Annotated in this window: 14 protein-coding genes; 2 read left to right on the forward strand and 12 right to left on the reverse strand. The window is 39.0% G+C overall.

Annotation, left to right across the window (positions count from 1 at the left end):
• Positions 1 to 66: 66 nt before the first annotated feature.
• Entirely contained in the window at positions 67 to 549 is a 483-nt protein-coding gene (locus Q4534_RS12920) for a DinB family protein (RefSeq protein ID WP_303613591.1), read from the reverse strand.
• Between the two features lie 153 nt (positions 550 to 702).
• Here Q4534_RS12920 and Q4534_RS12925 point away from each other — a divergent pair, with 153 nt between their 5' ends.
• Positions 703 to 1,671: a YafY family protein gene (locus Q4534_RS12925; protein WP_303613592.1), complete on the forward strand. Its 969-nt coding sequence runs from the start codon at positions 703 to 705 to the stop codon at positions 1,669 to 1,671.
• A gap of 24 nt (positions 1,672 to 1,695) precedes the next feature.
• Here the strand turns inward: Q4534_RS12925 and Q4534_RS12930 are convergent, their stop codons facing one another.
• Complete coding sequence (locus Q4534_RS12930; RefSeq protein WP_303613593.1) at positions 1,696 to 2,070, reverse strand: VOC family protein; 375 nt, start codon at positions 2,068 to 2,070, stop codon at positions 1,696 to 1,698.
• Between the two features lie 115 nt (positions 2,071 to 2,185).
• Entirely contained in the window at positions 2,186 to 3,217 is a 1,032-nt protein-coding gene (locus Q4534_RS12935) for a sugar phosphate isomerase/epimerase (RefSeq protein ID WP_303613594.1), read from the reverse strand.
• Positions 3,218 to 3,518: 301 nt separating this feature from the next.
• On the opposite strand from Q4534_RS12935, the gene Q4534_RS12940 reads away from it, so the two are divergent.
• Positions 3,519 to 4,853 (forward strand): metallophosphoesterase family protein, encoded by a 1,335-nt coding sequence (locus Q4534_RS12940; RefSeq protein ID WP_303613595.1) that lies wholly within the window; start codon positions 3,519 to 3,521, stop codon positions 4,851 to 4,853.
• A gap of 66 nt (positions 4,854 to 4,919) precedes the next feature.
• Here Q4534_RS12940 and Q4534_RS12945 read toward each other — a convergent pair whose 3' ends face one another.
• From Q4534_RS12945 to Q4534_RS12985, 9 genes are all read right to left on the reverse strand, one after another.
• Positions 4,920 to 6,137 carry a hypothetical protein gene (locus Q4534_RS12945; protein ID WP_303613596.1) on the reverse strand — a complete coding sequence of 406 codons (1,218 nt, stop codon included), beginning with the start codon at positions 6,135 to 6,137 and terminating at the stop codon, positions 4,920 to 4,922.
• Between the two features lie 197 nt (positions 6,138 to 6,334).
• On the reverse strand, positions 6,335 to 7,213 hold the full coding sequence (cysM, locus tag Q4534_RS12950) for a cysteine synthase CysM (RefSeq protein WP_303613597.1): 879 nt from the start codon (positions 7,211 to 7,213) through the stop codon (positions 6,335 to 6,337).
• 11 nt (positions 7,214 to 7,224) lie between these two features.
• Positions 7,225 to 8,061, reverse strand: coding sequence for a serine O-acetyltransferase (locus Q4534_RS12955; protein WP_303613598.1), 837 nt, complete (start codon positions 8,059 to 8,061; stop codon positions 7,225 to 7,227).
• Between the two features lie 14 nt (positions 8,062 to 8,075).
• On the reverse strand, positions 8,076 to 8,645 hold the full coding sequence (locus Q4534_RS12960; protein WP_303613599.1) for a hypothetical protein: 570 nt from the start codon (positions 8,643 to 8,645) through the stop codon (positions 8,076 to 8,078).
• The gene (locus Q4534_RS12965; RefSeq protein WP_303613600.1) at positions 8,626 to 8,913 is read right to left on the reverse strand and encodes a septum formation initiator family protein; all 288 of its coding nucleotides are present in this window, start codon (positions 8,911 to 8,913) and stop codon (positions 8,626 to 8,628) included. Before Q4534_RS12965 ends, Q4534_RS12960 begins: the two co-directional genes overlap by 20 nt.
• Before the next feature lie 251 nt (positions 8,914 to 9,164).
• Entirely contained in the window at positions 9,165 to 10,442 is a 1,278-nt protein-coding gene (eno, locus tag Q4534_RS12970) for a phosphopyruvate hydratase (RefSeq protein ID WP_303613601.1), read from the reverse strand.
• 21 nt (positions 10,443 to 10,463) lie between these two features.
• Entirely contained in the window at positions 10,464 to 11,555 is a 1,092-nt protein-coding gene (gene carA / locus Q4534_RS12975) for a glutamine-hydrolyzing carbamoyl-phosphate synthase small subunit (protein ID WP_303613602.1), read from the reverse strand.
• A 133-nt stretch (positions 11,556 to 11,688) separates the two neighbouring features.
• Positions 11,689 to 12,249, reverse strand: a complete 561-nt coding sequence (gene rplQ, locus Q4534_RS12980) for a 50S ribosomal protein L17 (RefSeq protein ID WP_303613603.1) — start codon at positions 12,247 to 12,249, stop codon at positions 11,689 to 11,691.
• Between the two features lie 6 nt (positions 12,250 to 12,255).
• Positions 12,256 to 13,245: a DNA-directed RNA polymerase subunit alpha gene (locus Q4534_RS12985; RefSeq protein WP_303613604.1), complete on the reverse strand. Its 990-nt coding sequence runs from the start codon at positions 13,243 to 13,245 to the stop codon at positions 12,256 to 12,258.
• Between the last annotated feature and the right edge of the window lie 22 nt (positions 13,246 to 13,267).

The following is a 13,267-nucleotide window of genomic DNA, read 5'->3' on the forward strand; positions in this document are numbered from 1 at the left end:
TATACTTAGGGGGTTTTTATTTAAAAGTTGGTCTCTACTATCAGCTATTTTAAAAAAACACCAATATTAGTGCTCCCAAAAATAGGGAGGCTCCAAGCCCAACGCCCTAAGATAAACATAGCCTTGTCCCCTGTGATGTATCTCATTGTCTATAAAATACATCAAAGTGCAATAAATTTTATTCTCATACTGTCCAAAAGCCAAAACAGTTTCTTGAAAATCATCCCTTGTAAGCTTTGGAAACCATTCTTCTATTTCGACGGTAGCTTGGTCCCAAAGCTCCAACAATCTTTCTTTGCTGTTTTCCACTGCAAACGCTTCTTTAAGAGGCTCCCATTCACGCGTTACCAAGCCCTTGATACCTGGGCCAGCAATACCTAATAGCTCTTGGACCATTTCTCCAAACGGCCTCATTTCTCCAACTGTAAAATTAAAAAGTTGCTCCTCGGGAAAAGTTACAATTACCCTGCGGGTGAGCCCACGATGCCCCTGCCAGTGTTTCAATAATTGCTCTTGTGAAATGATCATTTGCTGTGCTTTCGTTTCCATCTTGATGTTTATTTTAAGTGAATAATTAATCTTGAAACAAACTTACCTACAGCTAGTGACAACCCTATGTCAGCAGTTTTATGAAAATTAAGGCCTTGAAGAAATATTTTTTATCAAAGAAAATATCATTAGTTTTATTCGATATAGCCTCCCATGAACAGATTAAATCGACTTACAGCCATTTTGACCCAACTGCAGAGCAAAAGACATATCTCTGCGGAAGAAATTGCCAATAGGTTTGAAATAAGTCTACGGACCGTATACCGAGATATACGGGCACTTGAGGAGGCAGGTGTTCCAATAACAGGTGAAGCTGGGAAAGGGTACACTTTGGTAGAAGGTTATCGGTTACCACCGGTAATGTTTGATGAAAAAGAGGCCTTTTCTTTAATACTGGCAGAAAAAATAATCGAAAAATTCAGTGATCGGGAAATTAGCCAACACTTCCAATCCGCACTGATCAAAATTAAATCTGTACTGAAAGACCAGCAAAAATCAGCCATTGATCAATTGGATGAACAAGTAATATATTATAAACGTGAATTGGCTAGCCCTTCAAAAAATGAAAAAGCCATTCAGCGCATCATGTCTGCCCTAGCAACGAATAAGGTTTTACAATTTGATTACATCTCCTTTATAAAAGAAGAGAATACGAGCCGATCAGTTGAACCTATAGGCATGTACTTTTCATTGGGGAACTGGTACCTTATTGCATTTTGTAAACTCAGAAAGGACTATAGAACTTTTAGGGTCGATCGCATACAGAAAATAAATATTACCGAGGAACATTTCACCACAAACCACCCCTCTTTAAAGTCCTACCTAAAAAAGATGGAGGAGGGAAATCAATTAAAAAAAGTAATCATTCAGATGGATCCCTCCCATGTGAAGTATATTGACAACCACAAATACAATCAAGGTTTCGTATTGCAAGAAAAGATAGACAATAAAGTCCAACTCACTTTTATGGTTGATTCTATCGAGTTTTTTGTCCGGTGGATTATTTCTATAGGGGATATTGTCACTGTTATCTCTCCTAAAGCCCTTTCAGAAAGAATGTCAGCATTGCTGAATACCATGACGAACAAACTACAAGAATCAAATTCGCAGTTAAAAGCCTAGGGAAATATTCCGAGCTTTGCCCAATTAACCTACATGTTGGTCAACAAGGATAATATTTCCATCCGGATCTTTAATAACAAAATTATCAGGGCCTTTACCATTTTCATCGGCTTCCCTTTCAAATTCTAGGCCTTGGGTTTTTAAATTTTGTTGAATTTCTCTAACATCTTGGTAACCTTCAATCACATTGGCATCGGCATCCCAACCAGGGTTAAATGTCAAGATATTTTCTTCAAACATTCCTTCAAATAGACCTATTAAGGTGTCACTATTTTTCATGATCAGGTAATGATGTTCTAAGGATCCAGCAAAGTGGCTGAAGCCCAGCTTCTCATAAAATTCTTTGGAAGCTTTTAAGTTTTTAACAGCTAGACTTACTGAGAACGCACCAAGTTTCATAATTAAGGGGTTTTAATTGCAATCAATCAAAGCTCCGATTTATTCTAAATCGAATGAAATAAGATTAGGAGAGGATTTACTTAACATCTGTAAATCCTCTCTATACTTATTCTATTTAGGCCAGCGACCTTCTACAATATTCAAGACAGTTCTGAACTTCTTTAACAGCATCAGAACCTTCCGGAATTTTATATTCAAGTTCAATAGTAGCCGGGAATTTGTATTTTTTACTTTGTATTTCACTTAGCAACTCCACAATAGGCGTGTCACCCTCACCCCAAGGCAGGTTACCTTTTCCGTTTGCCGGGGTTTGTCGGTCCTTGGTATGCATGCTTAAAATGCGCTTGTGCTTTTTCTGAAGTAGTTCAAAAATATCCTTGTAACCAGCAGCAATATAGTGGCCGGCATCGAGGTTCAGTGCATTTCTGGGACTTTGCTCCAAGGCAGTGTCCCAAAAGGTAGGGGTTTGTTGGGTATGCCCATGGTAACCCACTGACATTTTATTCTTTTCCCCCATTTTCCCTAACTTCAATGTCCGCGCATCATTTGCAGGATGTTCTAAGGTAACATGGCTAGCACCCAAAGCCCTTGCTGCTTTCATACCGTAAGCAATTTCAGCATCTGTATTGTTCATCCCAAAAGCTCCGGGTTTAAACGCATAAATACTGACACCTGCATCCTTATACATTTTTCTGAATTTCTCGAATTTTTTGAAATCAGTTTTCGCACGCCAAGCGGCCACACTTGCAGCATGGTCTTCCGCCTCTTTTTGCAACTCCATAAACTCCTTGTTTTCATCTGCAGACAACTGGCCTCCATCTCTTTTCTTTCGACGCAAGTTGTTGAATCTGCCTCTATCCATAGTAGACTCAGGAATGCCGGCAAAGGATTCCGCAGGGCCACCCATCAACTCTATGGCACTGATTCCGCTGTCTGTAACATATTTGAGGGTTGCTTCAGCACTTTGGTCCGGCAGTGACCGGAAAGAATAAGTAATACATCCGATCTGTACACCATTTATTTTCGAATCAGGTTTATTATAGTTTTTAATTATTGCAGGAGCACCTTTGATCAAGGATGTTGATGCCAAAGCAATTCCTGCAGTACCAAAAAGGGATTTAATTAAAAACGCTCTTCTATTATTCATTGGAATGGAAATTTAGGTTTAAGTTGTAATATAAGAATTGACTGAATAAATATTATTCTTTTTAAGTCAAAAAGACCAAATAACTAACAGATTCTCTGAAAAAGATGGTTTTTAAAGCAAAAAACTCAAATCATGGCCTTGGGTATGCGCTTATATAATTAACCCAATGGTAAAGAACAATCCATTATTTTACTAAATACGTAGTATAAATTGAGCTTTAAAAAGTATCTCTAAGAACCAATGTTTTAATTTACCTCCTGCTTAATCTATGATCAGATACAGTAGATGCAATTTTAAAAAAATGAAAACACCTTTTTTGCTTGCCCCCCTTTTTACTTTAAGTTTCTTTTTTTCAACCCTTTACCTAGCTCCTGCACAGACAGCTAAACCTGAACACATTGTATTGACTTGGAAGAATGATCCTTCTCAGTCACAAAGTGTAACTTGGAGAACGAGTTCAAGGCTTGAGCACCCAATCGCCCAGTTATCCTTAGCAAGTGCTGCCGGTAAAATAACGAACCGTGACCAAAGCTACCAAGCCGAAATGCAAGAGATCAAAAGCCTTGAGGGCAATACCTATTTCTATTACTCGGTTACCTTCGAGGGGCTCAAACCAGGAGGTATTTACCGGTATAGGGTTGGAGAAGCTGGCAATGAAATGAGCGAATGGAATCAGTTTACTACAGCTGATAAAACAGAGGATTCTTACTCCTTTATTTATTTAGGGGACATCCAAAATGAGGTATTGGCTTGGGGAAGCAGAACCGTTAGGGCCGCCTATGCCAAAGCACCCAAGGCAGGGTTTATGTTATTTGCCGGAGATTTAATTAATGATGGGCATCAAGATAGTCAATGGGTAGAATGGTTTGAATCTTTAGGCCATATTCGAACGATGAAATCCATAGTTCCTGTCATAGGAAATCATGAATACGATACTTATCCTAGCAATCCGGATAAAGAGAAAATATCCATGTATTGGCGGCCTCAGTTTGAACTTCCGCTAAATGGTCCGGAGGGCCTGGAAGAAAGTGTTTATTATATGGACTATAAGAACATGAGACTGGTTGTGTTGAACAGTTTAGCCGCATTAAAATCACCTAAAGATCTACAAATTCAAAGTGATTATCTCGAAAAAATTTTGACAGATAATCCACAAAAATGGACTGTAGTTTCATTCCATCATCCTTTTTTCACTGCCAGAGATGGCAGGCACGGCAATTATCCGGAACTCCGTGAAGCCTGGCAGCCTATCTTAGAAAGACATAAGGTGGATCTAGTACTTAAAGGTCATGATCATGTATATGCCAGAGGAGCTCATCAAACCAAAACCATCGAAGTACCGGAAGGACAAGTGGGGCCTGTATATGTTGTCTCAGTGGCCGGCCCTAAAATGTATGGTATTGTTCCTGAAAAACGCTGGATGGACAGAGCAGGTGTGAACACCCAATTGTACCAGGTGATTACCATTGATGGGGATTTACTTCAATATCGTGCCTATACAGTTTTGGATGAGCTATATGACGCTTTTGACTTACAGAAGCAGGAAAACAGCTATAATTTATTTTCTGAGCATATCTCCACACCAAAATATCCGGAAAACAGTTTCCCGAATGGTACAACCCTACGCTCAAAATAAAAAACCAAGTCAGAAGCAGGAGGGACAAAATAAATCCATCCTGCTTCTGGCCTGATTTCCAATCTGTTATTTTTTCACCTTTTCTATTAAGTCGTTGATTATTTTCTCTACGACAAAACGATTGCTTTCAAGGTCTATGCCCACTTCTTCAGCCAAAGCCTCCAAATCAGGTTCCTTTTCAGAAGTTATGGCTGTAACAGCCAATCTAGCTAACTCATCCAGCTTTTTCAGTTCTTGATTGGATTCTTCCTCAGCTTCAGGTTCAAATAGAAGTTCAAGGGGCATTAATTCTATTTCCTTCCTTAAAATTTCCTGGGCTGTATTTTGCATGGAGGGTCGCAAATAAATATCTGCTATTTTATCCATGGCTAATCCAAATTTATTTAAAGCGTCAATGATTGCCTCAAATCCTTTCTCAGTTAAAGCCGTCGCCTGTATGGTCTCTTCTTTCTCATTATAATAAGCTACTGCAAAATGGGGTGACATTTCCCAATCCTGCAAGCCAAGTCTATAAACGCCACCGGTATAAGAAATATTAAAGTCCCCTTCCATTTCTTGTACCTGTGGGATGGAAGCCTTTTCTTCGGTAATCACCATCACCAAAGACTCTCCCTCATGCACTACAGCCGGTTGGGTAGACCCTGCAAACAACATCATATAAGGCACCGGATTTTTTTGTACATCCTCCATAAGTGCACCTTCATCCTCAATCATTGGATTGACCTCGGTTGCGTAAAAATAAATATCATCAGGACTAAAGCTTGCATAGCCTGATAGGGGGCCATAAGTTTGCCAGCAAGAACCATTGAAGCCTATCAGGTTAAACCATAATTCTTTTTCTCCATCCCTGTCTATAATATCTTTTATAGAAGGTGAATACAATAAATAATTTTCACCTGTAAAGACATCTTCCATTCGGTAAAAATGTTTTTCAGGCTGCTCTTTAATTTCAGCAAAGCTAAATCTCCAAGGATTGGCAGATTGAAAAACCATCCAATCAAACTGTTCTTTCTCAAGATTACTAATGGCAGAATGTTTGAGGTATTTGGTAATGAGCCCCCCGTTTTTCATCAACCGATGGATAATGTATTGGGATTTAAGCATATCATACCATTGTCTGCCAAATTTATCCGTGATGTGCCGATAGGCCTGTAGCTTTTGATCTGCCTCTTTTCCTAGCTTATCTTTTTCTGTAGCATAGGACAAAAGAAATCTGTCCAAAATGGCTACGCTTAAGGCTGTATTTTGTTCACAAGCCTTCTTTATCTTAAGAAAATCTTCCATGGCTAAAAGATAAGAGGAAATTAACTTTTCATCAAATGATTTTATTCCGGTAGACAAAGAATCTGCTTATCAATGGCATTCCTTTCTTAAAGGCTGGTCTTTATCTGTGTTTTACAGCTTACTAAAATAAAAAAATCCCGGAAACATAAGTTTACGGGACGAAAGATTGATAGGCCTAACCGATAAATAAGGCTCCCCTACCCAAACAAGTCAGTACTTAAGTACCTATCACCACGGTCGCATGTTATGCAAACTATAGTTCCGGAGGTTAAAGTCTTGGCAAGCTCAATAGCGGCATGTAAAGCACCACCACTACTCATACCACCTAAGATACCTTCTTCTTTGGCCATTCTTCTTGTCATTTGCGTGGCTTGTTCTTGGCTCACATCAATGACGTGATCTACCCTTTCGGGTTCAAATATTTTGGGTAAAAACTCAGGAGACCACCTTCTAATTCCGGGAATACTAGAACCTTCAGTAGGCTGGGTGCCCACTATTTGGATGGCTGAATTTTGTTCTTTCAAATACCTGGACACTCCCATAATGGTACCTGTGGTTCCCATTGCTGAAACAAAATGAGTTATTTCTCCATTAGTTGCCTCATAGATCTCCGGCCCGGTGGTATGGTAATGCGCCAAATAATTATCAGGGTTAGCGAATTGATTGAGCATAAAATAGCCTTGGTCCTTAGCCATTTCTTCGGCCAAGGTTCTGGAGTACTCAATGGACTTTTCCGCAGGGGTTAAAATGACTTTTGCGCCATAAGCTTCCATGGACAACACCCGTTCCCTGGTAGCATTGTCGGGCATTATCAATGTCATCTCAACACCCAATAAGTTGGCAACCATAGCCAAAGCAATTCCCGTATTCCCTGAGGTTGCTTCAACCAATTTGTCTCCCTTTGCGATCTCACCTCGGTCCAGTGCTGACCGAATCATATGATAGGCTGCACGGTCTTTTACTGAACCTCCGGGGTTTTGCCCTTCCAGCTTGCAATAAATTTTAACCTTAGGATTTACAGGGATATTTTCAAGTTCAATTAAAGGGGTATTCCCTATTAATTCAAATAGCTTCATAGTTGTGATTATCAGGCTTCACTTTTCAACACATAAAAATCTGTGAGATTGGAGGCGTCATCAAGTATTTTGGTTTGATAATAAATTTTACTTTTTGCAGGGATGCTTTTCGTCAGCCAAACATTTCCACCAACCACACTGCCTTTACCAATTACGGTATCACCTCCCAAAATGGTAGCTCCGGCATAGATCACCACATCATTCTCAATGGTAGGATGTCTTTTCTTATCCGCATCTTCTTTTTTCACACTCAAGGCCCCAAGCGTAACACCTTGATAAATTTTAACCCTGTCCCCGACAATTGTTGTTTCGCCTATTACTATCCCTGTGGCGTGGTCAATGCAGAAAAACCTTCCAATACTTGCGCCGGGATGTATATCCACGCCTGTCTTGCTATGCGCATGTTCCGTTATCATACGAGGTATTAAGCCAACCCCCAAACGATGCAGTAAATGCGCTACCCTATAGGCGGAAATCGCATAAAACCCCGGATAACAGCGAATAATTTCAGTTTTTGACTTAGCTGCCGGGTCTCCTTTAAACATGGCATCCAGGTCTTCGTGTAATTTATCATAAACCTCATTCTCAAGTTTATCGAAAAATTCAATAGCCAAAGCTTCTCCATCAGACTGATGAAGTGCCACGTTCTTTTTAAGGATATTTCCAAGCTGCAATCTTAACTCAGAGAATTTTGCCTGCAAGCTATCCTTATCTTTTAATACCTCATTTGCATGTTCAGGAAACATGAGTCCTAAAACTTCACCAAAAAAACGATTGATGACCTTGGGAGAAGGACAACCCGGACATAGGCTGTGTGCCTTTTGTAATCGGCTTAAGAATGGGTCCATACTACATTTCTACTTTAGAATACAAAACCGACACGGAAAACATATGGTTCATTATAATTTGACCTTTTGTTATCATAACTGAAATTATACAAGGCCATGATATTCATTCCACCTCTATCTCCGAAAGGAACAAAATAACCTGCCCCTCCAAATAAAGCAGGTACCCACTCTCTATAATAAGTTACATCATTGTTTTCGCCTATATAAGGCACTTCCAAATTCAATGATTCGTATTCAGCATGTAGAAATACCTGTCGAAAGATATTGTAACGGTTAAACACCCGTCCACCATAAACATGGGAAACACCATCTATGTAGTTTTTGTTGTTGTAATACTGATAGGTGGCACCTATACCTGCAGAATACTTTTCAGTAATCATGGCTCCGGCCAAAGGGGAAATGTCTATATAGGTAATTCTACCAAGCTGCAGGCTAAAGTTTCCTCCAAAATACAGTCTTTCTGACAAAGGTGGGTTATCTTCTTCGTAGATAACACGCTGCGCATGAACCTCACTATTAAGGCAACAAGCAAAAAATACCGCTAAAAAAGCGGATAGCACCAATTTATTCTTCCATAATGACATACAAGTCTTCCGTTTTTCTTTTCATCAAATAGCGTTCACGAGCAAATTTCTCAAGCAAGTCAAAATTGCTTAGCAATTCCTCTCGTTCAATTTGGATTTTCTCCTTCCGTTCTTGATAAAATTCCTTTTGCTTCTCAAGTTCATTTAATTTTGAACGAAGTTTGAAATGGCTGATGATATCATTGCTATCAATAAAAACCATCCAAGTAATGAATAAAACGGTAAAAACGAAGTAGAAGTTTTTGGTATACTTTAAATATTTGGCCATAATCTGCTTCAATGTTTGTACAAATATATCAAAAGAAATACAATCCTGTCTTCAAGGTACTCGAAAATAACGGAGAATCCATACTTAGATCTGCCAATACCCTTCCTGATGCCTTTCCCTAAGAATGCAGCAGGAGACTAAGATTTCTTGATTAATGTTTATTTGGCGCTTTCAATTGAATTAAAATTAGAGCAAAAAAAAACCTTTTCAGGAATTCCTGAAAAGGTTAATTATTTATTTCTGGCAAAGATTTAAAACTTCAACCCAGGGAAGTAAGCTGATTCCCCTAACTGCTCCTCAATTCTTAACAATTGATTGTACTTGGCCATTCTATCAGACCTAGAAGCAGAACCGGTTTTGATTTGTCCGGTATTCAATGCCACAGCAAGGTCTGCAATGGTAGAATCTTCAGTTTCACCGGAACGGTGAGACATCACAGATTTGTATTTATTTCTATGACAAAGATCCACTGCATTGATGGTTTCTGTCAAAGAGCCGATTTGATTTACTTTCACCAACAGTGCATTGGCAATGTTTTCATCAATTCCTTTTTGCAATCTTTCCACATTGGTTACAAACAAGTCATCACCAACGATCTGAATTTTGTCACCGACATAATCAGTCATTAATTTCCAACCTTCCCAATCATCTTCTTGCATTCCATCTTCAATAGACTTGATAGGGTATTTGCTTACCCAATCCTTCCAGTAATCCGCCATTTGAGAAGAGGTCAACTCATCACCGGTAGATTTCTTGAATACATAAAGTCCTTTTTCTTCATCGTAAAATTCAGAAGAAGCAGCATCCATGGCAATAAAAACATCTTCACCTGGTCTAAAACCTGCTTTTTCAATGGCTTGAAGTACCACTTCTACAGCTTCCACATTTGAGCGTAAGTTAGGGGCAAATCCACCCTCATCACCAACGTTTGTACTCAAACCTTTGGCTTTCAATACAGCTTTAAGATTATGGAAAATCTGGGTTCCCATTCTCAAAGATTCAGAGAAAGAAGAGGCACCGGCTGGCATTACCATAAATTCTTGAAAATCGATGGCGTTATCAGCATGAGAACCTCCATTAAGGATGTTCATCATTGGCACAGGAAGTGTATTTGCATTCACTCCACCAATGTATCTGTAAAGAGGCTGTCCGGACTCCATGGCTGCAGCCTTAGCAACAGCTAGGGAAACACCCAAGATAGCGTTAGCGCCAAGCTTTGACTTGTTGTTGGTCCCATCCAGGCTCAACATAATGTCGTCAATTTGATTTTGCTCAAAAATATCAAATCCGATAAGTTCTGGAGCAATAACGTCATTTACATTAGCAACGGCTTTTAGCACACCTTTGCCCATATAAACATCCTTGTCATTGTCTCTAAGCTCTACAGCTTCGTGAACACCTGTTGAAGCGCCACTAGGTACAGCTGCTCTTCCAAAAGCACCGTTTTCAGTAAAAACATCTACTTCTACAGTAGGGTTACCACGGGAGTCTAAAATTTGTCTTGCGTGGATCGATTGAATTAATGTCATATCAATATAAAGGTTAATGAATTATTTCTGAATTTGTGAAATAAATTGATCAAATAAATACCTTGAATCATGTGGTCCAGGAGAACTCTCCGGGTGATATTGAACAGAAAAAGCTGGTTTATTGGTAAGTTTAATACCGGCAACCGTACCATCATTTAGGTGGTAATGGGTTATTTCCAATTCTTTATTGTTATCAATATCATCTTTATTCACCACAAAACCATGATTCTGAGAGGTAATTTCGCTTTTACCTGTCAAAATATTTTTGATTGGATGGTTAAGGCCACGGTGGCCATGATGCATTTTGTAAGTTCCTACTCCACAAGCCCTTGCCAGAATCTGATGTCCAAGACAAATGCCAAAGAGAGGTTTGCCCAAAGTTAAGATTTCTTTGGTAGTATCTACAGCATATTCCATTACAGCAGGATCTCCAGGTCCATTGGAAAGGAAGTAAGCATCCGGATTCCATTTTTCCATTTCCTGCAAACTGGTTTTGGCAGGATAAACCTGACAATAGACACCTCTATCTACAAGGCAACGCAAAATATTACGTTTGATACCATAATCTACACAAGCGACTTTAATGGACGAATCAGGATCCCCTATAAAGTAAGGGCTTTTGGTAGAGACGGTAGAAGAAAGTTCAAGCCCATTCATATCCGGCACTTTGGCCAATTCGGCTTTTAGGCTTTCAACATCTTCATATTCAGAACTAATGATGGCATTCATTGCTCCTTTAGATCGAATATGTCTAACCAACTTCCGTGTATCTACATCAGCAATACCTGTAATATTGTGACTTTCAAGGTATTCTTGAAGAGAGGATTTAGCATCTAACCTACTGTAAACATTAGAGAAGTCATTGACCACAATTCCTGCGATCAAAGGCGCTTCAGATTCTGTTTCTTCATCAATCACACCATAATTTCCAATATGAGGTGTGGTATTGACAATAATTTGCCCGGTATAGGATGGGTCAGTATAAATCTCTTGATAGCCGGTCATTCCTGTATTGAAACAGATTTCACCTCCGTTGGTGCCATGGCTACCAACAAGGCTTCCAGTAAATACAGTACCATCAGCTAAAAGAAGTATTGCTTTTTTCTTTTTCATATCAAATTTTGCTATGCAAATTTAAGAATTTTCTAATTTGTAGAAAGCTTTCTGCGAAAAGGATATAAAAAAAGGGACTGAACAAAAAGTCCAATCCCTATTAAATATTAAAGAAAGAATAGCATAGATTAAATTACTCTGCTTTTTTATCTTCATCCTTACTTTCAGTCGTTTCGTCCGAAACATCCGCTGAAGCATCTGCTTCAGGTGCTTTTTCAACTTCAGGGCTTTCATTAGCTTCAGTAGTCGTCGCAGCTTCTGTAGTTCCTTTTCCGGAACCTCTTCTACTTCTTCTACTTGCTTTCTTAACAGGTTTGTCTTCTTTCAACATTAATTCGTTGAAATCCACCAATTCAATGATACACATTTCAGCGTTATCACCTAATCTAAAACCAGTTTTGATAATCCTTGTGTATCCACCGGGACGGTTACCCACTTTTTCTACTACTTCTCCGAAAAGAAGTTTGATGGCTTCCTTATTTCTAAGATAACTAAATGTTATCCTTCTATTGTGAGTAGTATCTTCTTTGGCCTTAGTGATCAAAGGTTCGATATATTTCCTCAACTCTTTGGCTTTGGCAAGGGTGGTACTGATACGCTTGTGTTCCAAAAGAGACTTGGCCATATTCGAAAGCATGGCCTTTCTATGTGAGGCGGTTCTACCCAAATGGTTAAATTTCTTACCGTGTCTCATTTTTAATTATTCTTCATCAAGTTTATACTTAGACAGATCCATACCGAAGGTCAAGCCTTTTTCCTGGATTAGTTGTTCCAATTCTGCCAAAGATTTCTTACCAAAGTTCCTGAATTTCATCATGTCAGAAATTTCAAGTTTGGCCAGATCTCCCAGACTCTTCACATCAGCAGCTTTCAAACAGTTGTAAGCTCTGACAGAAAGATCCAAATCGCTCAAAGAAGTTTTAAGCAGTTTCCTCATGTGAAGGTATTCTTCATCAATAGGTTCAATTGCACCACTTCCAGGAGCATCAATAACCATTGTTTGATCAGAAAACAACATGAAGTGTTGAATCAATATCTTGGCAGATTCTTGTAGGGCTTTTTCAGGATGTATAGATCCGTCAGTGCTAACTTCCATGATCAATTGCTCATAGTCAGTCTTTTGCTCCACCCTGGTATTTTCGATCCTGTATTTTACATTCTTAATAGGTGTAAAAACAGCATCTACAGAAATAGTACCATAAATCTGTTCTTTAGGCTTGGATTCTTCTGCTGGAAGGTATCCTCTACCTTTATCGATGGTAAGTTCTATTTCAAGGTTTTTTGATTTATCCAAGTGACATATGACCAAATCAGGATTCAAAACTTCAAAAGAGGTTGTGTATTTGGCAATATCACCTGCTGTAAAAACATCCTGATTTTTTACTTCCACTGTAATTTTATTATCAATGGCATCATGGATCTTTTTAAATCTAACCTGCTTAAGGTTAAGGATAATATCTGTAACGTCTTCAACCACTCCCTCAATACTGGAGAATTCATGTACTACACCGGGTAATTTAACGGCTGTAATAGCATATCCTTCCAGTGAAGACAAAAGAATCCTTCTGAGGGCATTTCCGATGGTAACCCCGTACCCTTTTTCAAGTGGCTTAAAGGTAAACAGTCCGTGAAAATCGTCTGCTTTTTCCATTACCACTTTCTCTGGCATTTGAAATGCTAATATGGACATATCTTTTATTCTTTTTATAGGA

The sequence above is a fragment of the Cyclobacterium sp. 1_MG-2023 genome (assembly GCF_030546805.1).
Classification (GTDB): domain Bacteria; phylum Bacteroidota; class Bacteroidia; order Cytophagales; family Cyclobacteriaceae; genus Cyclobacterium.

Excerpts from the sequence above, each read along its gene's own strand:
- Q4534_RS12920 (WP_303613591.1), bottom strand. The coding sequence starts at position 549 with ATGGAAACGAAAGCACAGCAAATGATCATTTCACAAGAGCAATTATTG.
- Q4534_RS12925 (WP_303613592.1), top strand. The coding sequence starts at position 703 with ATGAACAGATTAAATCGACTTACAGCCATTTTGACCCAACTGCAGAGC.
- Q4534_RS12930 (WP_303613593.1), bottom strand. The coding sequence starts at position 2,070 with ATGAAACTTGGTGCGTTCTCAGTAAGTCTAGCTGTTAAAAACTTAAAA.
- Q4534_RS12935 (WP_303613594.1), bottom strand. The coding sequence starts at position 3,217 with ATGAATAATAGAAGAGCGTTTTTAATTAAATCCCTTTTTGGTACTGCA.
- Q4534_RS12940 (WP_303613595.1), top strand. The coding sequence starts at position 3,519 with ATGAAAACACCTTTTTTGCTTGCCCCCCTTTTTACTTTAAGTTTCTTT.
- Q4534_RS12945 (WP_303613596.1), bottom strand. The coding sequence starts at position 6,137 with ATGGAAGATTTTCTTAAGATAAAGAAGGCTTGTGAACAAAATACAGCC.
- cysM (WP_303613597.1), bottom strand. The coding sequence starts at position 7,213 with ATGAAGCTATTTGAATTAATAGGGAATACCCCTTTAATTGAACTTGAA.
- Q4534_RS12955 (WP_303613598.1), bottom strand. The coding sequence starts at position 8,061 with ATGGACCCATTCTTAAGCCGATTACAAAAGGCACACAGCCTATGTCCG.
- Q4534_RS12960 (WP_303613599.1), bottom strand. The coding sequence starts at position 8,645 with ATGTCATTATGGAAGAATAAATTGGTGCTATCCGCTTTTTTAGCGGTA.
- Q4534_RS12965 (WP_303613600.1), bottom strand. The coding sequence starts at position 8,913 with ATGGCCAAATATTTAAAGTATACCAAAAACTTCTACTTCGTTTTTACC.
- eno (WP_303613601.1), bottom strand. The coding sequence starts at position 10,442 with ATGACATTAATTCAATCGATCCACGCAAGACAAATTTTAGACTCCCGT.
- carA (WP_303613602.1), bottom strand. The coding sequence starts at position 11,555 with ATGAAAAAGAAAAAAGCAATACTTCTTTTAGCTGATGGTACTGTATTT.
- rplQ (WP_303613603.1), bottom strand. The coding sequence starts at position 12,249 with ATGAGACACGGTAAGAAATTTAACCATTTGGGTAGAACCGCCTCACAT.
- Q4534_RS12985 (WP_303613604.1), bottom strand. The coding sequence starts at position 13,245 with ATGTCCATATTAGCATTTCAAATGCCAGAGAAAGTGGTAATGGAAAAA.